Below are 24,055 nucleotides of genomic sequence, written 5' to 3'. Positions count from 1 at the left end.
GTTTCTGCAAGAGGGGGCGTGCGCGGGAATGCGGGGTCCGATAGCGGAGCGGTGGTGTGGCCCGGGCGCCGGGCGTGCGAATCCGGGCAACGTACCTTCTCTATCCGCCTCGGTGATACGGCACAACCTTCCGGCGGTCCTTACCGCGGCGTAACGTCGTCTATTCCATAAATCGTTTCCGAGCGATGATCAGGTGGTCGTCATGACAACTATTATCAGCTTCAGGAGAGCGCCGTGAAAAGACCCCGGGACGTCGTGGTCACGGGTCTGGGTTTCTGCCTCCCGGGCGACGCCGAGCCGGTATTCACGGCGGGTCAGGTGTGGGATATGGCCTCCCACGGCCGCTCCGCCCTCGTCCGGCGCGACATCGCCTACGGCGCGGTCAACCTCACCCCAGAACATTTCGGCGAACGGCTCCCCGAAATCCCCGAGTTCTTCTCCCGCCACTACACCGACGCCCACCGCTTCGGCCTGGTGTCCCTGGTGGAGGCCTGCGCCGACGCCGAACTCGACCTCCAGGCCGAGGATCTGAGCGAGGCGGCCCTGCTCGTCGGCCGCGGCGGAGTGGACGCCAACGTGGGCGTGTACCTCTCGCTGCTGAACACCCAGTCCGACGAGGCCACCGCGCTGGACGGCGTGGAGATGTTCGTCGCCGCCGCACTCGGAGCCACCCCCTCCGACGTCGCGGTCGTCCAGGCCGCGGCGGCCCGCTCCACCGGCCCCTGCTTCACGGTGACCTGCGGCTGCTCGTCCGCCGCCGTGCAGATCGGCAACGCCCGCCGGATGATCGCCACCGGCGAGGTCGAGATGGCCGCCGTGACCGGGGTCGACGTCTTCGACCTCGCCCTGATCCAGCACGGCCAGCAGGTGCAAGTGGGCGCCCAGCGCGCCCACGAGGCGATGGACGCCGCCGCCATGCCGGACCTCCTCGCCTCGTTCGACTCCCTCATGCGCCCCTACGACCGGCGCGCCGACTGCATCAACCACGGCGAGGGATCCGCCACCGTGATCCTGGAGAGCCGGGAACACGCACTGCGCCGCGGCGCACACCTCTACGGCCAGGTGCTCGCCACCGCCATGACCCGCGACGGCCTCGACAACCCCCTCGCCACCGACGCGGGCGGCGCACAGCTCGTCCGGGCCGTCCGCGCCTGCCTCGGCGACCGGTGGCGGATCGAGCAGATCCCGTACGTCAACGGCGCCTGCGACGGCGGCGCCGCCGTCACCGCCCTGGAGGTCAACGCCATCCGGGAGCTGTACGGACCGGACAGCTCCGTCCTGGTGACCACCCAGGAGGCGTGCTTCGGCCACCACGGATCGCCCATCGGCTGCGTCGGCGCCGCCCTGACCCTGATGATGATGGAACAGGGCGAGGTGTGCCCCACCACCAACTGCGAGGAACCCGCCGACGGCCTGCCCTTCGACCCGGTCCCCGGCACCCGCACCCGTCCCCTCGACTTCGACTACGCGCTGAGCTTCAACTACCAGATCGGCGGCGTGAAGCACGCGATCCTTCTGGGCAGCCCGGACGCCATGTAAGTCCGACCCTGCCCCTCCCCGGCCTCCACCCCACAGGCCGAACACCCCCACGGAGACCCCGATGCGTCACAACACCCCTGCCTCCGTCCGCCCGCCCACCCGCATAGCCGTGGTCGGCATGGGCTGCCGCCTCCCCGGTGACATCGACTCGCCCGCCGCGCTGTGGCACCTGCTCGCCGAGGGGCGGGACGCGGTCGCCGCGCCGCCCGCCGAGCGCACCGCCCTGTGGGGACCGCCGTCCCCGGACGGCCCGGCGGACGGCTCAGGACTGCCCGCCCTCGGCGGCTATCTGCGCGAAGTGTCCGGCTTCGACGCCGACTTCTTCGGCGTCGCCGGCCGCGAGGCCGACGTCCTCGACCCGCAGCACCGGCTGCTGCTGGAAGTGGCCTGGGAGGCCCTGGAACACGCCGGAACACCGCCGGACCGGCTCGCGGGCACCGCCACCGGCGTCTTCACCGGCCTCAGCTACAACGACTACGCGGACCGCCTCGACCGGCACACCCAGGAACAGCAGGGCTCGGCCCTGTCCAACGCGCACTGCGTCGCCGCCGGGCGGATCTCCTACCTCCTCGGCCTCCAGGGGCCCTGCCTGGCCCTGGACACCGCCTGCTCCTCCTCGCTGGTCGCCGTGCACCTCGCGGCCCAGGCGCTGCGCGCGGGCGAATGCGATCTGGCCCTCGCCGGTGGCGTCACCCTGATGTTCGAGCCCAGAGTCACCCGGTCCTTCGACCGGATGGGCATGCTCTCCCACACCGGCCACTGCCACGCCTTCGACGCCGCCGCCGACGGCTTCGTGCGCGGCGAGGGCTGCGGCATCGTCGTCCTCAAACGCCTCCCCGACGCCATCCGCGACCGGGACCGCGTCCTCGCCGTCCTGCGCGGCTCCGCCGTCAACCAGGACGGCCACTCCGACGGGCTCGCCGCGCCCTCGCCCACCGCCCAGCGCGCCCTGTACGAGGAGGCGCTCGCCCGCGCCGGAATCGACGCCCGCGACGTCGGCATGGTCGAAACCCACGGCACCGGCACCCCGGTCGGCGACCCCGTCGAGTTCACCAGCCTCGCCGAGGTGTACGGCACCGGCCGCGACCGCTGTGCCCTGGCGTCCGTCAAAACCAACCTCGGACACCTCGAACCCGCCGCCGGGGTCACCGGCCTCATCAAGGCCGTGCTCTGCCTGAACCAGGGCCTCATTCCGCCCAATCTGCACTTCACCCGCTGGAACCCGGCCATCGAAGCCGAGGCCACCCGCTTCTTCGTCCCCCGGGAACTCACCCCCTGGCCCGTGCGCACCGGCCCCCGCCTCGCGGCCGTCTCCTCCTTCGGGTTCTCCGGGACCAACGCCCATGTGGTGCTGGAACAGCCACCCGCCACCCCGGTCGCTCGACGTACGCGGCGGCCCCACCGCACCACCGCCACCGACCCGCACATCGTCCTCCTCCCGGCCGGTTCCCCCGCAGCGTTGCCGGTCGCGGCGCGGCGCATGGCCGACTGGCTGGAGGGCGACGGAGCGGCCGTACCGCTGCGCGACATCGCCCACACCCTCGCCCTGCGCCGGGCCGCGGGCCGCGGGCGGCTCGGCGTCACCGCCACCACCCACGGCGAACTCGGCGATGCCCTCCGGGCGTTCGCCGCCGGCCGGGCCCACCCCGCGGTGGTGACCGGTGCCGTGGGCGCCGAGGTGTCCCGGCGGCCGGTGTGGGTGTTCTCCGGACAGGGCTCGCAATGGCCCGGCATGGGACGCGGACTGCTGGAGCGCGAACCCGCCTTCGCCGCCGCGCTCGCCGAGGCCGATGAACTCATCGCCGCCGAGACCGGGTTCTCGGTGCTCGACATCATCCGCGCGGGCGAGCCGGTGACCGGCTGCGCCCGCGTCCAGCCCGTGCTGTTCGCGCTCCAGACCGCCCTCGCCGCCGCCTGGCGCGCCCACGGCGTCGAACCCGCCGGGGTCGTCGGCCACTCCATGGGCGAGGTCGCGGCCGCCGTGGTGGCCGGGGCGCTCTCCCTGGCCGACGGCGTCAAGGTCATCTGCCGCCGCTCCGCGCTGCTCACCCGCATCGCCGGAAACGGCGCCATGGCCACCGTGGGCCTGCCCGCCGACGAGGTGCAGGCCGAACTCGACACCACCGAAGGCCGCGTCACCGTCGCCGTCATGGCCGCGCCCGGCTCCACCGTCGTGGCCGGGGACACCGCCGGCGTGGAACGCCGCGTCGCCGACTGGGAGGCCCGCGGTGTGCCCGCCGCCCTGGTCGCCGTCGACGTGGCCTCGCACTCCCCGCAGGTCGACCCCCTGCTCCCCGAACTGCGCACCGCCCTCGCCGATCTGACGCCCCGGCGACCGGAGGTCCCCTTCTACACCACCGTCCTCGACGACCCGCACGACGTCCCCGCCTTCGACGCCGCCTACTGGTGCGCCAACCTCCGCCGCCCGGTGCGCTTCTCCGCCGCGCTCGCCGCCGCCGCGGCCGACCGCCACCTGGTGTACGTGGAGATCTCCCCGCACCCCGTGGTCACCCACCCCGTCGCCCGCACCCTCGCCGATCTGACCCGGGACCCGGTGGTCCTGCCCACCCTGCGCCGCGGCGAGGACGAGACCACCACCTTCCGCACCCAGCTCGCCGCCCTCCACTGCGCGGGCGTCCCCGTCGACTGGGCGCACCTGTACGGGGACGGCGACCTCGCCGACGTCCCCGCCATCACCTTCGACCGCACCCCCCACTGGGCCGCCCCCGCCCTCCCCGCGGCCACCGCCGACACCGCCGCCCGGTCCGCCGGTGAACTGCCCGGCAGCCACACCGAAGTGCCCGGCGAATCCCTCCGCCACTCCTGGCGCGCGAGCACCGGCACCGCCACCCTGCCCTGGCTGGACGACCACCGGGTACACGGCACCCCCGTCCTGCCCGGTGCCGCCTACTACGCCCTCGCGCTCACCACCGCCTGCCAGGTCTTCGACGCCGACCCCACCGAGGTCGAGGTCACCGATCTGCGCTTCCACGAACTCCTGACCATCGCCGAGCACACCGACCTCAGCACCACGGTGACCGTGGCCGCCCCCGACCGCGCCACCTGCGAGATCTTCGGACGTGACGACGAGGGCACCTGGATCCGGCAGGCCGGTGCCGTGCTGCGCCGCCTCGCCGCCCCGGCCCGGCCCCGCCCCGCCTCCGTACGCACCCTGGCCCTGCGCCACCCCGCTCCCGTCGACCCGGCCGCCCTGTACGCCAACCTGCGGGCCCGGGGCATCGAACACGGCCCGGCGTTCAACGGCATCACCGAGGCGCACACCTCCCGCCACGGCAACAGCTTCTGGGCCCGGGTACGGATCCCCGAGGCCGCCCGCACCCCCGGACACGCCCTGCGCATCCACCCCGTCCTGGTCGACCTGTGCGCCCAGCTCCTGGTCGCCGGGCTGCTGAAGGACGGCGACCAGGGGCTGGTGCTGCCCGTCGGGATCCAGACCGCCCGCGTCCTCGGCGACCCCGCCACCGCCGTCTACTGCCACGCCCGGCTGACGGCCGAGTCCACCGCCGGGACCCTCGTCGGCCATATCCGGCTGCTCGACGGGGACGGCCGCCCCGTCCTCGCCATCGACGGCCTGCGGATCGCCCGCCGCGCCGCCCAGCAGACCACCGAGGTCGACCAGTGGTTCCTGGAGGTCGGCTGGAAACGCGCCGCGCTGCCCGCCCCGGACGACACCCGTCCGCCCGGCCACTGGCTCATCGTCGGCGAGGGCGACGGCGCCGCGCACGCCGCCGCAGGTGCGCTGCGCGCCGCCGGAGCCACCACCCGGCTCTGGGACCCGCCCCTGGACGACACCCCGCTCGATGCCCTCCGCGAGGACCTCACCGCCCGGCTCACCGGCCCCGGCGCCCTGCCGCGAGGCGTCGTCCTGCTGTGCGGCACCCCGCCACGTACCGACGGTCCCGAGGCCACACAGGCCGACGGCGACGGCCATGACAGCGACGATGACGGCGGCGACGACGCCCTGCGCCGCACCCGGCGGCTGCTCGCCACCGCCCAGGCCCTCGCCGCGGTCCCGGCCGGGCCCACCGGCCCGCCGCGCCTGTACGCCGTCACCCGGGGCGCCCGGGCCGTGACCCCCGAGGACGTGCCCGACCCGGCGCAGAGCGCACTGCGCGGAATGGTGCGGGTCCTCGCGTACGAACACCCCGAACTGCGCGCCACCCTGGTCGACACCGACCCGGCCGCACCGCTCGACCTCGTCCCCGAACTCCTCGCCGACGCCGCCGAGGACGAGATCGCCCTCCGCGACGGAACACGCCACACCGCCCGGCTCGCCTACGCACCCCTGACCGACACCGAACGCACCACGGCCGCCGCCCGCACCGTGCGCTGCGGCACCGACGGCTTCCGGCTGCGGGCCGGCCGCCTCGGCGACCTCGGCACCCTGGAACTCGCCACCGCCGGGCGCCGCCCGCCCGGCCCCGGCGAGGCCGAACTGCGCGTCCTGGCCGCGGGCATGAACTTCCGCGACGTCCTCACCGCCATGGGTCTGCTCCCCGGCGACGGGGACGTCCGCTACCGGCTCGGGTTCGAATGCGCGGGCGAGGTGACCGCCGTCGGCCCCGGCGTCGACCACGTCCGCGTCGGCGACCGGGTCGTCGCGGCCGACGCGCGCGGCGGCGCCTTCAGCTCCTTCACCGTCGTCCCCGCCGACTGCACCGGCCCCCTCCCGGACGGCCTCGACCCGGCCACCGCCGCCGGACTTCCCCTCGCCTTCATCACCGCCTGGTACGCGCTGCGCCACATCGCCCGCGTCAGGGAGGGCGAGCGGGTGCTGATCCACTCGGCCACCGGCGGCACCGGACTGGCCGCCATCGCCGTCGCCCGGCTGCTGGGCGCCGAGGTACTGGCCACCGCGGGCAGCGAGGACAAGCGCCGCTATCTGCACTCCATGGGCATCACCCAGGTCATGGACTCCCGCTCGCTCGACTTCCGCGACGAGGTCATGGAGGCCACCGGCGGCGAGGGCGTCGACGTCGTCCTCAACTCGCTGTCCGGCGCGGCCATCCGGGCCGGTCTCGAGTCGCTGCGCCCCTTCGGCCGCTTCATCGAACTCGGCGTCCGCGACATCCTCTCCGACGCCCCGCTCGGACTCTCACCCCTGCGCCACAACATCACCTTCAGCACGGTCGACCTCGTGGAGCTCCAGACCTCCCGCCCCGCGGTGTTCGCCGCCATGCTGCGCGAGGTGCTCGACGAGTTCGCCGCCGGGCGCCTCAAGCCCCTGCGCTGCACCACCTATCCGCTGGCCGATGTCACCGAGGCGTTCCGGCAGATGGCGGGCGCCCGCCACCTCGGCAAACTGGTGCTGACCCTCCCGCAGCAGGGCGAGATCAGCGCCGTCCTGCCCGACGGGCCCCTCCCGGTACGCCGGGGCGGCACCTATCTGATCACCGGGGGCCTGCGCGGGCTCGGCCTGGCCACCGCCCGCTGGCTGGCAAGCCAGGGCGCGGGCCATCTCGTGCTCAACGGCCGTACCGCACCCCTGGCCGCCGACGCGCAGACGCTCGCCGAACTGTCGGCCACCGGCACCCGGGTCACCGTCATCCTCGGCGACATCGGGCGCCCCGGCACCGCCGACCGGCTGGTGGCCGCCGCCACCGCGGACGGGGCACGGCTCGACGGCGTCGTCCACTGCGCCATGGTCCTCGACGACGCTGCGGTCACCAACATCCGCGACGACCAGCTGCACCGGGTGTGGACGCCCAAGGTCACCGGGGCGTGGCGGCTGCACCGGGCCACCGCGGGGCTGCGGCCCGACTGGTTCGCGGTGTTCTCCTCCATGGCCTCGCTGCTCGGCAACCCCGGGCAGGGCGCCTACGCCGCCGCGAACGCCTGGCTGGACGGCTTCGCCGCCTGGCGCTCCGCGCAGGGGCTGCGGACCCTGGCCGTGGGCTGGGGGCCGTGGGGCGAGACCGGCGTCGCCACCGGCTTCGCCGACCGCGGCTACCGGACCATCCCCACCGACCAGGGGTTGCGCGCGCTCGGCACCCTGCTGGCGTACGGGCGGGTGCACACCGGTGTCATCCCCGGCGAGCCCACCAGCTGGATCCCGGCCGCCGGGCACCACTCGTCCCTGTTCGGCCTGCTCCTCCCCGGCGAGGACCACCCGGCCGACGCCCAGGAGAACACCGACGACATCCGGGCCCGGCTCACCGCCATCCCGCCCGGTCTCGCCCGCCGCGCCGCCCTGGAGGCGTATCTGACCGACCACATCCGGGTCGTGCTGCGGCTGAGCAGCACCACCCTCGACCCGCAGACCCCGCTGAAGTCCCTCGGCTTCGACTCGCTGCTCGCCATGGAGCTGCGGGTACGCCTGGAAACCGGCCTGAACATCAAGCTCGCCGCGAACTTCGTCTGGCAGCACCCGACGGTGGCGGCCCTCGCCATCGGCCTGGCCCAGCACATGGACCTGGAACTGACCGACCGGCAGGAACGATTGAGCGCCTAGAGCTGATTCCCCTCCCTACTCGGGTACCACATCCGCCGCGGCCACGGGCCTGCCGGTACGGAACGACTCGTTCGCGGCCAGGCCCGTGACCAGGGCCAGCGCTCCGTCCGCCTCGGTGGCACGCTGCTTCGACGCGTCGGAGCCGTCCGCGGCGGCGGGCGTCCCGGTGGCCGCCGCCGGGTCGAGGGGGTTCAGGGGTCCGTACAGCGCCGTCAGCATGCGCTCGTCCCCGCCACCGTGTCCCGCGTGGTCGAACGCGGGCAGCTCCACCTCCCGTGGCGGCTCCCACAGCGGGCGCAGCACCACCCGCGGGCCGCCCGCGTTGGCGAGCGCCTCGTCGCCGTGGATGGTGCCCCGGCCGGAGGTGGTGCCCAGCACGGGCGGCTGCCACCGGCTCTCCTCCACCTCCAGCTCCAGCCGGCCGCGGGTGCCGTTGAACATCACGCGGTAGCCCTCCCACGGGGAGTACGCGGTCAGGTGGTACGTCATGGTGGCGCCGGTGTCGTAGCGCACCAGCAGCGACATGTCGTCCTCGATGGTGATGCCGTCGCCGAACACGTTGCGGTCCCGGTGGTAGCCGTCCGCCCCCTCGGCGTCGAGGTACAGCGCGCGCAGCGCGTCGTTGTCGGCCAGCTCCAGCGCGAACGGGTCGTCCTGCGCGGCGGACGCGCCGTGGGCCCGCTCGTACTCGCGGCGGTAACCGCTGCGCTCGCCCGCCTCGCGGCCGTAGAAGCCGAGCCTGCCGTAGCCGAACACCTCCTGCGGCCTGGCCCCCAGCCACCAGTTGACCAGGTCGAAGTGGTGGCTGGACTTGTGCACCATCAGCCCGCCGCTGTGCTGCTTCTCGCGGTGCCAGCGGCGGAAGTAGTCCGCGCCGTGCCGGGTGTCCAGCAGCCACTCGAAGTGCACCGACAGCACCTCGCCGATGGCGCCCGAGGACAGCTGCCGGTGGACTTCCTCGTGCACCGGGTTGAAGCGGTAGTTGAAGGCCACCGCCAGATGGTTGCCGGTCTCCTCGACGGTGCGCAGGATGTGGCGGCACTTGGCGGCGTCGGTGGTCATCGGCTTCTCGGTGACCACTCGGCAACCGGCCCGCAGCGCGGGCACGATATAGGCGTCGTGCAGCGCGTCCACGCAGGTCACGACCACTTCCTGGATGTCGTCGGCACGCAGTCGGCGCTCGAAGTCCTCCGGGCTCCAGGCGACCGCCTCCGGCTCACCGGCCTCCTTCAGCAGCCGCTGGTGGTGGGCGATGCGCACCGGGTTCGGGTCGCACAGCGCGGCGACCCGCAGCCCGGGGCGGCGGGCCAGCGCCGTGGTGAACATCTGCGCACGGGATCCGGTGCCCACCACCACGGCCCGGGAGGGAGTGTTGCCGACGGTCATGCGTCCTCCATAGGAAGTGATCAACGCGTGCGCAGAATAGGCCGATCCCGGGCCCACCACCACGGGTCCGGCACCCTTCCCTGGAAGTCGGCGATGCGGGCCCACATGACCGGTGGGTTGGAATACATGGGGAAGTGTCCGCACTGCGGGATCTCGGCGAGTTCGACGCCCGCCGCGGCCAGCCGCGGCAGATGGGACAGCGACGCGTTCTGGTCGCCGTACATGAACATCCTGGGAAACGGCAAACCCAGGAACGTGGTCATGAGGTCTCCGTGGTCGCTCAGCTCGACCACACCGGGAAGGCCCGCCTCGCGGGCCTCGCCGACGTCGCGGCACGCCCAGTCGGCCACCGCGCCGCGCACCCGCGCAGGGGAGGCGTCCAGGCTCAGCAGACCGCCCCAGCAGGAGACGTCCGTCCGCCGGCCGCCACCGCCCGGCCGGACGCGGCGGCAGGCACCAGCAGGGCCAGCACCGCCAGGACGACGACCCCCACCGAGGCCCGGAGCCGGGAATCCTGATGACGCATCCGCCTGTGACGCTGTGCCTGTCCGTGATGCTGCGTCCGTCTGTAACGATGCGTCGACAACGGCATTCGCCTCCATGCTCACCGGGCCGTGCCCTCAAGGCGGCGGCCGTGATCGGACAACACGTGGTGCGGATGCCGGACGGACCCGGGAACCACGGCGGAACCACGACCCGGCGGCAGGGTCCTTCCCCTGCCTCCCACCCTCTGAACCCGCCCCGCCGAGCCCCTACGCAAAGCCACCGAGTCTCAGCGGTGGGTGACTGGAACGTATCAACCGCCCGGTCGCGGGTACTGTCTCATCCCAGCTGCTCACGTCTTGGCGCCGTGAGGTGTTAGGAATAGGGGGTGATCGGATTTTTCGGTCGATCGAAGCTCTCCCCGCCTGTCCGGTCGCGGGGTCGCTTGCGCTCCCTGCTGGGCGTGCGCAGCATCGCCGGGCAGGTGTTTGCGGTACAGGCGGTCGTTGTCGTCATGCTCATTGCCGTGGCGACGCTGGCGCTCGTACTCCAGGCGCGGAACGACAGCGAGCAGGAGGCCATCAACAGGTCCACCGCCGTGGCCCAGGCCTTCGCAGGCTCCCCGGGCACCGCGGAGGCCATGACGACCCGCCACCCGACGACGGTGCTCCAGCCGCGGGCCGAGCAGGTCCGTAAGCGGGCGGGCCTGGACTTCGTCGTCGCGGCGAACCCCAAGGGCGTCCGCTACACCCACCCGCTGCCGAAGCAGATCGGCCATCAGCTCGTCGCCGACTACAAGCCCGCGCTGCGCGGCAAGGTCGTCAAGGAGACCGTGCAGGGCCCCCTCGGCAAGGAAGTGCAGGCCACGGTCCCGATCCGACGGGCCGACGGCAAGGTCGTCGGCGTGATCTGCGCCGGAATGACCGCCCATGACGTCAGCGGCCGGGTCACCCGGCAGCTGCCGCTGGTCCTCGGCGCGGCCGGGGGCGCGCTCGCCCTCGCCACCGCCGGTACCGCGCTGGTGGGTCGCCGGCTGCGGCGCCAGACCCACGGCCTGGGCCCGGCCCAGATGACCCGTATGTACGAGCACCACGACGCGGTGCTGCACTCCGTCCGCGAGGGCGTGCTCATCGTCGACGGTGAGGGCTGCCTCGTCCTCGTCAACGACGAGGCGCGCCGACTGCTCGACCTGCCCCCGGACGCCGAGGGCCACCACGTCCGCGACCTGGGGCTCGAACCGCGCACCGCCGAGCTGCTGTCCTCCGGCCGGGTGGCCACCGACGAGGTGCATCTCGCGGGGGACCGGCTGCTGGCCGTCAACCAGCGCTCCACCCAGTGGAACGGCGGCGCGCCCGGCAGCGTCGCCACCCTCCGGGACACCACCGAACTGCGCGCGCTGTCCGGCCAGGCCGAGGTGGCGGAGAAGCGGCTGCGGCTGCTGTACGACTCGGGCGCGAAGATCGGCACCACCCTCGACATCTCCCGCACCACCGAGGAGCTGACCCGGTTCGCGGTGCCGTGGTTCGCCGACTTCGCCACCGTCGACCTGGTGGAACCGGTGCTGCGCGGCGACGAGCCGTCCGGCGACGCCATGCGCCGTACGGCCACCTTCGGCATCCGCGACGACCATCCGCTGTGGCGGGTCGGCAAGCGGACGACCTATGTGCGCGGCGCCCCGCAGGCGCTCGGCTTCGGCGCCGGGCGGCCGGTGCTCGACGCCGACATCCGGGACTTCGCGGGATGGCAGGAGCAGGACCCCGAGCAGGCCGTCCGGATCGTCGAGTACGGCATCCACTCGATGATCACCATTCCGCTGCGTGCCCGCGACGTCACCCTGGGCATCGCCACCTTCTGGCGTTCGGAGAAGTCCGAGCCGTTCGACCAGGAGGACGTGGCCCTCACCGAGGAGCTCGTCGCCCGCGCGGCCGTCGCCATCGACAACGCCCGCCGCTACACCCGCGAGCACTCCATGGCCGTCACCCTCCAGCGCAGCCTGCTGCCGCAGGGGCTGCCCGAGCAGGAGGCCCTGGAGGTGGCGCACCGCTATCTGCCCGCCCAGGCCGGTGTCGGCGGCGACTGGTTCGACGTCATCCCGCTGCCCGGCGCCCGGGTCGCCCTCGTCGTCGGCGACGTCGTCGGACACGGGCTGCACGCCGCCGCCACCATGGGGCGGCTGCGCACCGCCGTGCACAACTTCTCCGCCCTGGACCTGCCGCCGGACGAGATCCTCACCCATCTCGACGAGCTGGTCACCCGCTTCGACCAGGACCAGGCCGCCGCGGAGACCGACGCCGCGCCGATCAGCGGGGCCACCTGTCTGTACGCGATCTACGACCCGGTCACCGGCCGCTGCACCATGGCCCGGGCGGGCCACCCGGGTCCTGCCCTGATGTACCCCGACGGCACCGTCACCTTCCCCGAGGTCCCCCTCGCCCCGCCGCTCGGCCTCGGCGGCGAACCCGTCGAGACGACCGAGCTGCTGCTGCCCGAGGGCAGCCGACTGGCCCTGTACACCGACGGTCTGGTCGAGGACCGCGACCGCGACCGGGACACCGGTCTGCGCCTGCTGCGCAGCACCTTGGCGGGTCAGCCGGGGCGCGGCCCGGAGGAGATCTGCCAGGCCGTCTTCGATGCGATGGCCTCCTCGCACCCGAGGGACGACATCGCCCTCCTGGTCGCCCGCACCCATCTCCTGGACCCCGACTCCGTCGCCGAGTGGGAGGTCCCCTCCGACCCCGCCGCCGTCGCCGGAATCCGTTCCGAGGCCGCCCGGCGGCTGGCCGGGTGGGGCCTGGAGGAGAGCGGCTTCACCACCGAACTCATCCTCAGCGAGCTGGTCACCAACGCCATTCGCTACGGCTCCGGCCCCATCCATGTGCGGCTCGTCCGCGACCGCAACCTCATCTGCGAGGTCGCCGACGGCAGCAGCACCTCCCCCCATCTGCGCCGCGCCGCCTCCACGGACGAGGGGGGCCGGGGCCTGTTCCTGGTGGCCCAGTTCGCCCAGCGCTGGGGAACCCGCTACACCCCCACCGGCAAGATCATCTGGGCCGAGCAGCCCCTCGGCGCCGCCGCCCCCGTCCCCGAGCCCACCGAGGAGGACCTGCTCGCCCAGTGGGGCGACCTGGACGACGTCTCGACGTAGCCCCCACCACGGGTTTCTCCGTCCCCGAACGGTAGGTGACTTTCGGCTGTCGGCCGCTCCGAGCGGCCGTCCGCGATATGTGCTCCGGGAGTCCGTTCCTGTGTATAACGGGCGCGGGAGGCGTTCCATGTCCGAGTTGTTCGACGCGATCGACGCACTGATCGCGGGCCAGTCCCCGCTGCCGCCACCGGGTGCGCCGTGCGACGGTGGCCAACGAAGGGGTTGCGGAGGCTGGCGGACCAGGGCGAGCTGACCCAGTCCGGCGAGGAGCACATCACGCTCGTGGACGCGATCGAGGCCGGAGAGGGCGAGCGCGCGGTGGAACTGATGCGCAGCCACCTCGTCCACAGCCGCGGCATCTGGGCGGGCCGCACGGAGCCCACCGCCGCGGCCGGCCACTGAGGGGGCCGTTCAGTCGAGGACCGCGGTGGCTTCGATCTCGACGAGGTGGTCGGGTACGTCCAGGGCCGCGACGCCCAGCAGCGTGGCGGGCGGGGCCGGGGTGACGCCCAGCTTCGCGGCCGCCCGTGAGATCCCCTCCAGGAGGGTGGGCATCTTGTCGGGCGTCCAGTCGACGACGTAGACGGTCAGTTTCGCCACGTCGTCGAAGGAACCACCCGCACCGGCGAGGGCGGTGCCGACGTTGAGGTAGCACTGCTCGACCTGGGCGGCGAGATCGCCCTCGCCGACCGTGACACCCTCGGCGTCCCACGCGACCTGCCCGGCGATGAAGACCAGCTTCGAGCCGGACGCGATCGACACCTGCCGGTAGACATCGATCTCGGGCAATCCACTGGGGTTGAGCAGAGTGACGGCCATGCTGCCTGCCTCCTTGAGGGCTCCGTGCTCTCTTGTCGTTACTCGGGAACCATAAGAGAGCGACCGCTGACGTGGAAGAACGCACTTTTCGGTGACTGAGGAACCTCATGGTGACCGAGGAGGCCCCTGCCGTCGGCGATCCGTCGCCGGTGTGTCGGTGGCCGCTGGGATCTTCGACGGCAGGGCCCTCACTCCGAGCGTCCGGGTCCTTCGCCGCAAGGGAGCTTCGCCGCCATGCCATCCGTGTCCTCCACCCCGCGCTGGGATGTCCATCGGCTGCCGCGTGCCGATGGCCGCGTCGTCCTGGTCACCGGCGGCAACGCGGGCATCGGGTACTTCATCGCGGAGCAACTGTCCGCCACCGGGGCCACCGTCGTACTGGGCAGCCGGAGCACGATGAAGGCCGAAGCCGCCGTGACCGCGATCCGCGGGCGTGTCCCGGGCGCGCGGGTGCGTGTTCTGCGGCTGGACCTCGCCGACCTCGCCTCGCTCGAAACCGCGGTGGACGCGCTGGAGTCGGCGCACCTCGACGCGGTGGTCCACAACGCCGGGGTCGCGCTCGACGATCCGCCGCGCCGTACGACCGTGGACGGCCACGAGCTGATGTTCGGCACGAACCATCTGGGACACTTCGCGCTGACCCGGTGGCTGATGCCGCTGCTGTCGGCCGCGCCGACAGGCCGCGTCGTGACCATGGGCAGCTTCGCGGCGAAGACCGAACGCCTGGACCTGGAGGACCCGCAGTCCCGGCAGGACTACCGGCCGAAGCGCTCCTACGGACGGTCCAAGCTGGCGCAGATGTCCTTCGGCCTCGAACTCGACCGCCGCCTGCGCTCCACCGGCAGCCCGGTGGCGAGCGTGGTGGTCCACCCCGGCGGCGCCCTCGACTCCCTCACCCCCTCGCGGCCGCCCGTTCACGTACGCACCCCCGGCACCCGGCTGCGCGCGGCGCCCGCCGGGGTCCTCCTCCAGGGCAAGCACGCCGGGGCGTGGCCCGCGGTGCGAGCGGTGCTCGATCCCCGTGTGCGCGGCGGGCAGCTGCGGGGACCGCGCGCCTTCGGCCTGCGCGGCAGGCCCCGGCCCGAACCGGTGTGGGCCCACCTCGCCGACACCGCCGTCGCGGCGCGGCTGTGGGACATCAGCCGCACCCTGACCGGCGTCGATCCGGTTGCATATAGCATCGTTACTCGGCAGTAGAGCGCCCCACCGGAAGAGGAAACACAGTGCACAGCCCGGTCAAGCATGACGTCGTCGAGGTGAACGGAGTGCGGTTGCACATCGCGGAGCAGGGACAGGGGCCGCTGGTCCTGCTGCTGCACGGCTTCCCGGAGAGCTGGTACTCCTGGCGCCACCAGTTCGGCCCGCTGGCCGAGGCCGGATACCGCGTCGTCGCCCCCGACCAGCGCGGCTACGCGCGCAGCGAGCAGCCCGAGGACATCGCCTCGTACACCCTGCTCCACCTGGCCGGTGATGTGATCGGGCTGATCCGCGCCCTCGGCGAGGAGCAGGCGGTGGTCGTCGGACACGACTGGGGCGCGCCGGTCGCCTGGATCACGGCGATGCTGCGCCCCGATGTCGTACGCGCCGTGGCCGGGCTGAGCGTCCCGCCGGCCCTGCCCGCCGGAATGGCCCCGCCCTCGGCCACCCGGACGTACTACGGCGAGGGTTTCTACCAGAACTACTTCCAGCAACCGGGCGTCGCCGACGCCGAGTTGGGGCAGGACATCGCGTCGTCCCTCCGCCGGATCCTGTTCAGCGGCTCCGGCGACAACCCGAAGAACGAGCGGCCCCGGCCCTGGGTCGTCCCCGAGGGCCGGGCCCTGCTGGACACCGTGCCCGAGCCGGACCAGCTGCCCGGCTGGCTCACCGAAGCGGACATCGAGGTCTTCGCCCGCGACTACGCCGAACACGGCACCCGGGCCTTCACCGGCCCCCTCAACTGGTACCGCAACATCGAGCGCAACCAGGAACTCCTCGCCCCCTTCCGGGGCCGCGGCATCGACGTGCCCGCACTGTACGTGGTGGGCGACCGCGACCTGGTCACCTCGTTCCGCGGCGTGGACACCCTGCGCGCCTCACTGCGCCGGATCGCCCCCCGGCTGCACGACGAGGTGACGCTGCACGGCTGCGGCCACTGGACCCAGCAGGAGCGCCCGGACGAAGTCAACGCCGCGCTGCGGGACTTCCTCGCCCATCTGGACGGCGACGCCTAGTGCCGCGTCAGCCAAGGTTCACCCCGCTCGCCGCCCTGGCGACCGAGTAGGCCCACTACGAGGCCGATCCGGCGCCTTGCATCTGACCGCACCAGGACGCCTCGCTACCGGGCAAACCTTGACTGACGCGGCACTAGCCACCGCCGTGGCCCGCCCGGGCGGCGCGCCAGATGCCGTACGTCTCCTCCGCCGCCCCGGGCGCCGCGACCAGCAGCCCGCCCGACGGCACGCCCGCGGTCGGCCCGGTGTCGTCGTACGCGAGCGCGCCCGCCTCCCGGCAGATCAGCAGGGCGGGCAGCCCGTCCACCGCCTGGAACCTGCCGATCGCCCCCGCGACGGCCCGGCCCGCCGCCACCTGGGCCAGCGACAGCGCCGTCGAACCCATGATCCGCACGGTGCACAGGCGGGCGGACAGCTCCGCGAGGACGCGGTCCATGCCGTGCCACGGGGCATGGGCCGCCCACTCCGTCATCACCACCTGCCCCCGCACCCCCGTGGCGTCGGTGACCCGGATCGGCTCCCCGTCCAGGCGGGCGCCCTCATCCCGCACCGCGGTGAAAACCTCGCCCCGCCACGGGTCGGCCACCAGGCCCAGCAGCGGCCCGGACGCGTCGGACAGGCCGAGGGAGAACGAACTCCAGCCCACCCCGTGCGCGTAGTTCGTCGTGCCGTCGACCGGATCCACCACCCAGCTCGGCGCCCCCGCCGCGCCCTCGCGCACCCCGTACTCCTCGCCCTCCACCCGGTGGCCGGGGAAGGCGCGCAGCAGCACGGAGCGGACCTGGCGCTCGATCAGCTCATCGGTGTCGGTGACCATGTCGGCCGCGTTCGCCTTGCACCGCACGTCGCCGGTACGGGGGCGGCGCATGGCCTCCGCCGCCCACCGCGCCAGCTCACCGGCCACCGCCACGGCCCGGCGCAGCTCGGCCTCGTCCATCGTGGCCACGTGTCCTCCTTCCGGTGATGAGCGGCGGCCCCCTCACAGCCGCAGATGCGACGCCCCGTTGAGATCCAGGACCGTGCCCGACGCCCAGGTGGCCTCCGCCGACGCCAGATACACCACCGCGGTCGCCACCTCCTGCGGCGTGCCGACCCGGCCGAACGGGCTCTGCTCCCGCAGCGCGTCCCCCGACTCCCCGGTCAGCCGCCCCGCCACCCGCTCGGTGGCGGTGAACCCGGGCGCCACCGAGGTCACCGCGATCCCGTGCGGCGCCAGCGCGACCGCCAGCGACTGGCCGAGCGCGTGCAGCGCCGCCTTGCTCGCCCCGTAGGCCGGATGGTCCGGCTCGCCGCGGAACGCCCCGCGCGAGCCGATGTGCACGATCCGGCCGGGCGCACCACGGGCGATGAGGTGCCGCGCCACGCAGTAGCTCACGTTCGCCGCGCCGAGCAGATTCACGTCGACCATCTGCCGCCAGACCTGCTGCCACTCCGCGTACGACACGTCGGCCACCCGGTGCGCGTTGCTCTCCGAGGTGGCCACGGCGGCGTTGTTGACCAGCACATCGACCCCGCCGAGCGCCTCCTCGGCGGTGTCCGCGATCCGCTGCGCCTCGGCCGGGTCACCGAGGTCGCCGCCGATGACCACATGTCCCTCGCCCGGCAGCTCCGCCCGGGTCTCCTCGGCGTCCGCCGCCCGCGCCCCGTAGTGCACGGCCACCCGGTCGCCGCGCTCCGCGAACGCCCGCGCGACCGCCCGGCCGATGCCCCGGGACGCCCCGGTGACCAGCACGCCCCTGCTCGGAGGATCCGGCACGGCACACCACTCCCTCTGTGGTGGTAGGTACACAGCGGTGCCAGGTTAGCCGCCGAGCAGTTCGGTGATCCGCTCGTGCGGAACCGCCTCCGCCGAGCCGTACGACCAGCGCGCGTCCCCGGTCTTGTCCACCAGCTTCGCGCGGACACCCTCGGCGAAGTCCGGCTCACGGACCAGCCGGGACGCCACCGCCAGGTCCCGCCGGAGGCACGCGGCGAGAGTGTCGCGCTCGCCCAGGCGCAGCAGCTCGTCGGTCAGCCGGAGGCTCAGCGGCGACGCGGCCGCGAGGGAGCCGAGCGTCGTCTCGGCCCATGCCGAACCGTCCGCCCGCAGGCGGTCGGCCACCTCGGACAGGGGGCCGGGCGCGAACGCGGCGGCGATGCGGTCGCCGGTGTCGTCGAGGTCGGACGGCGGCGCGGTACGGGAGTACTTGGCGAGCACATCCGCCGGTTCCGTCGTGTCCAGCGCGGCGGTGAACTCCGGCAGATCGGCGGAGGACACGAAGTGGGTCGCCAGCCCCGCCGTGACGGCGTCGGCGCCGCTGAGGCGTGCGCCGGTCAGCCCGAGGTAGCGGCCGAGCGCGCCGCCGAGCCGGGGCAGGAAGAAGCAGGCGCCGACATCGGGATAGAAACCGATGACGGTTTCCGGCATCGCGAACACCGACCGCTCGGTGGCCACGCGCACCGCACCGTGCACGGAGATGCCGAGGCCGCCGCCCATGGCGACCCCGTCGATGAGCGCCAGATACGGCTTGGGGTACTCGGCGATTGCCTGGTTCAGGGCGTACTCCTCGCGGAAGAAGCGCGTGGTGGCGGCGAAGTCGCCCCGCAGCGCCGCCTCGCGGATCGCCCGGATGTCCCCGCCCGCGCAGAACGCCCTCGGGGTGCCGCTGCGGACGACGACCGCGCGGACACCGGGGTCGTCGCGCCACCGGTCCAGCGCCGCGCGCATGGCCAGCACGGTGTCGGTGTCGAGTGCGTTGAGCGCGGACGCGCGGTTGAGCACCAGATGTGCCACCCCGTCGCGTACCGAGGTTTCGACGGTTGCCATGAGTGCCTTTCAGGATCGGCGGGAAGGTCCCCGGCTCCCCGGGCGGAGATCATCCACGGTAGACGCGGCGGTCACCGCTCACGACGTCGGCCCTCCCCGCCCGGGCCCGTGCGGGGCGAGGAGATGCCGAGGGGAGAGAGATGTGCCGATGATGGGTCAATGATGGTTTCCGTCCCTTCAGCAATCCACACGGGCACGCCTAGCGTGGGCGTCCAGGTGAACGGCCCGGCCGCAGGCCGCTCGCGACTGAAGAGAGGGGAACGCCATCATGGCCGCCGAGGATCTGCTCGCCACCTGCTGGACCACCGCGGGGGACGCCGCGCCCGGGCGGGACGACCAGCGCAGCCCGCTGACCCTGCGCGAGCGGGCGGAGGCGGCGGGCGCCGCCGGGTTCACGGGCTTCGGGCTGCTGTACGCGGACCTGGTGGAGGCCGAGCGTACGTACGGACTCGCCGGGATCCGGTCGCTCCTCGCGGACAACGGACTCGTCCACCTGGAGCTGGAACTCCTGGTCGACTGGTGGGCCGACGGCCACCGGCGCGCGGCCTCGGACGCGGTACGCCGCGACCTCCTGCGGACCGCCGAGGCACTCGGCGCCCACCACCTCAAGATCGGGCCCGATGTCGAGGACCGGCCGTGGGATCCCGACGCCTGGGCCGAGGAGTTCGCCGCCCTGGCCGCGCAGGCGGATGGCGTGGGCGCCCGGCTCGGCATCGAGTTCCTCCCCTGGTCCAACCTCAAGACGGTGCACGACGGACTCCGGCTGGTCGAGGCCGCCGGTCACCCGGCGGGCGGTCTCATCATCGACGTCTGGCACACCGAGCGCGCCCACACCCCGCCGGCCGACCTGGCGGGCGTACCGCGGTCGCGCATCGTGGGCGTGGAGCTGAACGACGCGGACCGTCAGGTCCTCGGCACGCTCTTCGAGGACACCGTCCGGCGGCGCCGCCTGTGCGGCGAGGGCTCCTTCGCCCTCCCGGACATCATCGCCGCGCTCCGCGCCACCGGCTGGTCCGGCCCATGGGGAGTGGAGATCCTCTCCGACGCACACCGGGCGCTCCCGGTACGGGAAGCCGCCGACGTGGCGTACCGCACGGCCCTGGAGGTGCTCCACCCGGCGCGGTGACGAGGAGGGGCCGAGGGCCCGGGCCCCTCCTCACCGCCTCTCACACCGCGGTGGGCACCACCGTCCGCGGCCGGACCGGGAAACCGGCCGCCCGGTAGCAGTCGTCGATGAGACGCATGGTGGTCGGCGCGTCCTCGGCGTCGAGGGGCAGCGGCGCTCCCTGGCGCAGACGGGCGGCGAAGGCTTCGAGCTGGTACGTGTACGAGGACCGGCGGCCGAGTTCCTCGACGCGTTCACCGGCGGCCGTACGCACCACGATCCGGTCGTCCAGATGCGGCTGGACGAAGTTCACCGCCGTCGCCTCGCCGCGTGTCCCCACGACCCGGCAGCTCATCCGCCACTCGTCGTACGCCATGTGACAGCGGGCCGTACCGGTCGCGCCACCCGGGAACTCCAGGTCGGCATCGAGCCATTCGTCCACTCCCGGCGCCCCCGCCCGCTCCGCGCCGCGTGCGGCGACCAGGCGGGGCGCGCCACCGGCCCAAGGGGCGAGCACCCGCTGCGCGTGCAGGCTGTAGCACCCCAGGTCCATCAGCGCGCCACCGGCGAGCGGGAGCGACCAGCGCACATCGGTCTCCGGCGGCGCGGGCATGGCCACCACGGTCTCCACGTGCCGGAGTTCCCCCAGCTCCCCGCCGTCCAGCAGGTCGTGCAGCCGCCGGGTGACGGGATGGAACAGATAGTGGAAGCCCTCCATGAAGACGGTGCCCGCGGTGAGCGCCGCCCGATGGACCTCGGCCGCCTCCTCGGCGTTGCTCGCGGACGGCTTCTCGGTGAGCACGTGTTTGCCCGCCGCCAGGGCCGCCAGGTTCCACGGCCCGTGCAGCCCGTTGGCCAGCGGGTTGTAGACCACCTCGATCTCCGGATCGGCGACGAGGGCGGCGTACGAGGCGGCCACCCGCTCGATGCCGTGCGCGGCGGCGAACGCCTCCGCGCGGCCGCGGTCGCGGGCGGCCACCGCGACGAGACGGTGGCCGCCCGCACGCGCCGGGCCGACGATCGACAGCTCGGCGATGCGGGCCGCGCCCAGCACACCGATCCGCAGGGGCTCGTCCGTCATGCCGTCCGCACCCCTTCGTGGCGCACCTCTTCGAGCCGTACGGGCCGGTGCTCGTGCAGCGACAGGGCGCACGCCTCGGCGATCCAGCTCGCCTCGATGGCATCCGCCACCGTGCAGGGGGACGTCCGGGTGCCCGCCACCACCTCGGTGAAGGCGGTGAGTTCGGCGCGGTAGGCGTCGGCGAAGCGGTCCATGAAGAAATCGTGCGGCGGTCCGGCCGGGAAGGTGACACCCGGTTCGACCGAACGCAGTGGCAGCCTGTCCTCCAGGCCGACCGCGATGCTGTCCGTCATGCCGTGCAACTCCAGACGTACGTCGTAACCCCGGGCGTTGTGCCGGGAGTCGGAGACGACGGCGATCGTGCCGTCGTCGAGGGTGAGCAGCGCCGACGCCGTGTCGACGTCGCCCGCCTCGCGGATGTACTCCGCGCCCCGGTTGCCGCCGGTCGCGTACACCTCGGCCACCTCGCGGCCCGTCACCCAGCGCACGATGTCGAAGTCGTGCACGGCGCAGTCACGGAAGATGCCGCCCGAGACCGCGACGTACGCGGCCGGGGGAGGGGCGGGGTCCAGCGTGGTGGACCGCACGGTGTGCAGCGGCCCCAGCTCACCGCTCACCACGGCCCGGCGCGCGGCCATACAGCCCGCGTCGAAGCGCCGGTTGAATCCGATGTGCACGTGCGCGCCGCTGTCCTCGACCGCGCGCAGCACCGCGACGCCCTCCTCGATCCCGCGGGCGACGGGCTTCTCGCAGAACGCGGGCACACCCGCCTCGACCGCGGCGAGGATCAGTTCCGGGTGGACGTCGGTCGCGGCGGCGATCACGACGCCGTCCACGCCCGCGGCGAACACCGCCTCGGGGGAGTCCACCGCGGTGGCGCCCCACCGTTCCGTGGCCAGGGCGGTGGCGGCGGCCACCGGGTCGGTGACCACCAGGGAGTCCACCGTGTCGAGTTCGGACAGGGTCTGTGCGTGGAACGCGCCGATCCGGCCCAGCCCCAGGATGCCCATACGCATGGCCTTCGTACTCCTTCAGCCCCGGGGCGGTTCAGTCGAATCCGCCGATGATGTTCTGGTCCCAGTCGATGACCGATCCGGTGACCACACCGCTGCGCTCGGAGAGCAGGAAGACCACGAAGTCCGCGATCTCGTCGACCTGCCCCAGCTTTCCCATCGGCTGCGCCGCTGCGGCCTTTTCCCGCCAGTCGTCGCCCGCACCGTGGAAGGCGCGCTGCGTCGAGTCCTCGCCCTCGGTGTCCGTCCAGCCGATGTTGAGGCCGTTGATGCGGATGCGGTCCCAGCGGTGGGCGTAGGCCGCGTTGCGGGTCAGGCCCGCCAGCCCCGCCTTCGCCGCGGAGTACGGCGCCAGATGGGGCGGCCCGCCGTGCGCGCAGTTGGAGAGGATGTTGACGATGGTCCCCGGCGCCTTGCGGGCCGTCATGTCGGCCACCGCCGCCTGCATCGCGAAGAACGGCGCGCGCAGGTTGATCGCCATATGCGCCTCGAACAGCTCCGGCGTGGTGTCCAGCAGCGAGCCGCGCGAGGTCAGCCCGGCCGCGTTGACCAGGCAGTCGACGCGCCCGTGGGTGTCCACGGCCCGTACGACGCTTTCGCGCGCCTGCTCCGGATCGGCCAGGTCCGCACGGACGAAGCGGGCACCGGTGTCCGCGGCGAGCGGTTCGGCGACCTCGGCCCGGCGCCCGGTGAAGACGACGGCCGCGCCCTCGCGAACGGCCGCGCGCACGATCCCCGCGCCCACGCCCTGGCTGCCGCCGTTGACCAGGACGATCTTGTCCTCGAGCAGTCCCATGAGGGGCCCCCTTCAGCTCTGGCGGCGCTCGGCGCCCGCGTGCAGTTCCTGGCGCAGCCGCTCCGGATCCCAGCCCTCGGCCACGGCCTGCCGGAGGGTGTCCGCCTGGGAGGGCGGGGCGAGCCCGCCGACCGGCGGGTCGAGGTCCAGGTTGGTGGGGAAGGGGTAGCCCTCGGCCGTGGCGGCGACCACCCGGTGCAGCCACTCCTCGGAGACGCCCTCGGCCTTGCGGCGCAGCAGCACCGGGAAGAGCGCGTTCGCCATCGCCCGGCGGTCCACGCTCTCCATCGCGCGCCCGAAGGCGGAGGAGATCTGGAGCAGATTGGCCATGCGCTTGATGTCGGCGGAGCGGTTGTGCCCGGCGGCGTGGAACAGCGCGGGGTTGAAGAACACCGCGTCGCCCTTCTCCAGCGGCAGCTGGACGTGGTGTTCTTCGAAGTAGGCGATGAACTCCGGCAGCCGCCAGGCCAGATAGCCGGGCTCGTACTTCTGCGAATGCGGCAGGAACAGCGTCGGCCCCGACTCGACCGGCATGTCGCAGTGCGCCACCGCGCCCTGGAGGGTCAGGACGGGCGACAGCCGGTGGACGTGCGCCGGGTAGGCGGCCGCCCGCTCCTGGGCGAGGAAGCCCAGGTGGTAGTCGCGGTGCACACTCTGCGCGGCGCCCCCCGGGTTGACCACGTTGATCTGAGAGGTGACCTGGTACGCGGGTCCCAGCCACCCCTCGGAGACCAGCTCCAGCAGGTCGTTGGCGTAGTAGTCGGCGAACGCCTCCGGCGCGCGCACGGCCATCTTGTCCAGCGCGTTCCACACCCGGTCGTTGGCGCCCGGCTTGGCGAAGTGGTCACCGCGTGCGCCGCCTCGTGCCTGCTCCTCCTCGATCAGCGCGTTGAACGCGGCGGACGCGCGGTCCACGACGGCGGGGTCCGGATACGCGCGCCGCAGCACCACCACGCCGGGCCCGTCCAGCAGGGCCCGCACCAGCTCCTCCTGCACCGCCCGGCGCCCCTCCCGGGTGGCCGCGAGGCCGCGGAGCCGGTCGCCGTCGTACAGCGGGACACCGTGGTCGATCCGCTCGGCCGAGGGGTGGTCGTGCGGGTCGGTGCCCTGCTCGACCAGGACACGGAACGCGTCGAGAGCGCAGTCGTCCTCGGCCAGCCACGTCCGTGGTGCCGTGTCGGTGGGGGACATCCCGGG

18 protein-coding genes are annotated in these 24,055 nt (G+C 73.4%); 7 read left to right on the top strand and 11 right to left on the bottom strand.

Annotated elements, in window-relative coordinates:
- Positions 1-234: 234 nt before the first annotated feature.
- Both LCH29_RS24230 and LCH29_RS24225 read left to right on the top strand, forming a co-directional pair.
- Positions 235-1,539, top strand: a complete 1,305-nt coding sequence (locus LCH29_RS24230) for a beta-ketoacyl synthase N-terminal-like domain-containing protein (RefSeq protein ID WP_446463838.1) — start codon at positions 235-237, stop codon at positions 1,537-1,539.
- 61 nt (positions 1,540-1,600) lie between these two features.
- The gene (locus LCH29_RS24225) at positions 1,601-8,011 is read left to right on the top strand and encodes an SDR family NAD(P)-dependent oxidoreductase (protein WP_446463837.1); all 6,411 of its coding nucleotides are present in this window, start codon (positions 1,601-1,603) and stop codon (positions 8,009-8,011) included.
- A gap of 15 nt (positions 8,012-8,026) precedes the next feature.
- On the opposite strand, the gene LCH29_RS24220 is transcribed toward LCH29_RS24225, so the two are convergent.
- The 3 genes from LCH29_RS24220 to LCH29_RS24210 are packed head-to-tail and all read right to left on the bottom strand — an operon-like array spanning position 8,027 to position 9,923.
- Complete coding sequence (locus tag LCH29_RS24220; protein ID WP_446463836.1) at positions 8,027-9,397, bottom strand: Gfo/Idh/MocA family protein; 1,371 nt, start codon at positions 9,395-9,397, stop codon at positions 8,027-8,029.
- 20 nt (positions 9,398-9,417) lie between these two features.
- Positions 9,418-9,759, bottom strand: a complete 342-nt coding sequence (locus tag LCH29_RS24215) for an alpha/beta fold hydrolase (protein WP_446463835.1) — start codon at positions 9,757-9,759, stop codon at positions 9,418-9,420.
- A 23-nt stretch (positions 9,760-9,782) separates the two neighbouring features.
- Positions 9,783-9,923 (bottom strand): hypothetical protein, encoded by a 141-nt coding sequence (locus LCH29_RS24210; RefSeq protein WP_446463834.1) that lies wholly within the window; start codon positions 9,921-9,923, stop codon positions 9,783-9,785.
- A gap of 402 nt (positions 9,924-10,325) precedes the next feature.
- On the opposite strand from LCH29_RS24210, the gene LCH29_RS24205 reads away from it, so the two are divergent.
- Positions 10,326-13,025 (top strand): SpoIIE family protein phosphatase, encoded by a 2,700-nt coding sequence (locus tag LCH29_RS24205; protein WP_446463833.1) that lies wholly within the window; start codon positions 10,326-10,328, stop codon positions 13,023-13,025.
- 198 nt (positions 13,026-13,223) lie between these two features.
- Positions 13,224-13,427, top strand: a complete 204-nt coding sequence (locus tag LCH29_RS24200; protein ID WP_446463832.1) for an FCD domain-containing protein — start codon at positions 13,224-13,226, stop codon at positions 13,425-13,427.
- Positions 13,428-13,436: 9 nt separating this feature from the next.
- On the opposite strand, the gene LCH29_RS24195 is transcribed toward LCH29_RS24200, so the two are convergent.
- Complete coding sequence (locus tag LCH29_RS24195) at positions 13,437-13,844, bottom strand: RidA family protein (RefSeq protein WP_446463831.1); 408 nt, start codon at positions 13,842-13,844, stop codon at positions 13,437-13,439.
- A 234-nt stretch (positions 13,845-14,078) separates the two neighbouring features.
- Here LCH29_RS24195 and LCH29_RS24190 point away from each other — a divergent pair, with 234 nt between their 5' ends.
- Positions 14,079-15,041 (top strand): SDR family NAD(P)-dependent oxidoreductase, encoded by a 963-nt coding sequence (locus LCH29_RS24190; RefSeq protein WP_446463830.1) that lies wholly within the window; start codon positions 14,079-14,081, stop codon positions 15,039-15,041.
- 26 nt (positions 15,042-15,067) lie between these two features.
- Entirely contained in the window at positions 15,068-16,057 is a 990-nt protein-coding gene (locus LCH29_RS24185) for an alpha/beta fold hydrolase (protein ID WP_446463829.1), read from the top strand.
- Positions 16,058-16,190: 133 nt separating this feature from the next.
- On the opposite strand, the gene LCH29_RS24180 is transcribed toward LCH29_RS24185, so the two are convergent.
- From LCH29_RS24180 to LCH29_RS24170, 3 genes are read right to left on the bottom strand one after another with little or no spacing between them, the layout of a single operon-like run.
- Positions 16,191-16,994: an inositol monophosphatase family protein gene (locus tag LCH29_RS24180; RefSeq protein ID WP_446463912.1), complete on the bottom strand. Its 804-nt coding sequence runs from the start codon at positions 16,992-16,994 to the stop codon at positions 16,191-16,193.
- A gap of 42 nt (positions 16,995-17,036) precedes the next feature.
- Positions 17,037-17,813, bottom strand: coding sequence for an SDR family NAD(P)-dependent oxidoreductase (locus LCH29_RS24175; protein ID WP_446463828.1), 777 nt, complete (start codon positions 17,811-17,813; stop codon positions 17,037-17,039).
- Between the two features lie 45 nt (positions 17,814-17,858).
- Entirely contained in the window at positions 17,859-18,863 is a 1,005-nt protein-coding gene (locus tag LCH29_RS24170) for an enoyl-CoA hydratase/isomerase family protein (RefSeq protein WP_446463827.1), read from the bottom strand.
- 268 nt (positions 18,864-19,131) lie between these two features.
- Here LCH29_RS24170 and LCH29_RS24165 point away from each other — a divergent pair, with 268 nt between their 5' ends.
- Positions 19,132-19,989 (top strand): sugar phosphate isomerase/epimerase family protein, encoded by an 858-nt coding sequence (locus LCH29_RS24165; protein ID WP_446463826.1) that lies wholly within the window; start codon positions 19,132-19,134, stop codon positions 19,987-19,989.
- Between the two features lie 40 nt (positions 19,990-20,029).
- On the opposite strand, the gene LCH29_RS24160 is transcribed toward LCH29_RS24165, so the two are convergent.
- The 4 genes from LCH29_RS24160 to LCH29_RS24145 are packed head-to-tail and all read right to left on the bottom strand — an operon-like array spanning position 20,030 to position 24,049.
- A complete protein-coding gene (locus LCH29_RS24160) occupies positions 20,030-21,049 on the bottom strand; it encodes a Gfo/Idh/MocA family protein (protein WP_446463825.1) in 1,020 nt (339 codons plus the stop codon).
- On the bottom strand, positions 21,046-22,065 hold the full coding sequence (locus LCH29_RS24155; protein ID WP_446463824.1) for a Gfo/Idh/MocA family protein: 1,020 nt from the start codon (positions 22,063-22,065) through the stop codon (positions 21,046-21,048). Before LCH29_RS24155 ends, LCH29_RS24160 begins: the two co-directional genes overlap by 4 nt.
- A gap of 31 nt (positions 22,066-22,096) precedes the next feature.
- Entirely contained in the window at positions 22,097-22,858 is a 762-nt protein-coding gene (locus LCH29_RS24150; RefSeq protein ID WP_446463823.1) for an SDR family oxidoreductase, read from the bottom strand.
- Positions 22,859-22,870: 12 nt separating this feature from the next.
- Positions 22,871-24,049 (bottom strand): phytanoyl-CoA dioxygenase family protein, encoded by a 1,179-nt coding sequence (locus LCH29_RS24145; protein ID WP_446463822.1) that lies wholly within the window; start codon positions 24,047-24,049, stop codon positions 22,871-22,873.
- Between the last annotated feature and the right edge of the window lie 6 nt (positions 24,050-24,055).

Source organism: Streptomyces sp. BRA346 (genome assembly GCF_052851135.1).
The sequence above is the reverse complement of the archived record's forward strand: the minus strand, read 5'-3'. Positions and strand labels throughout refer to the sequence as shown.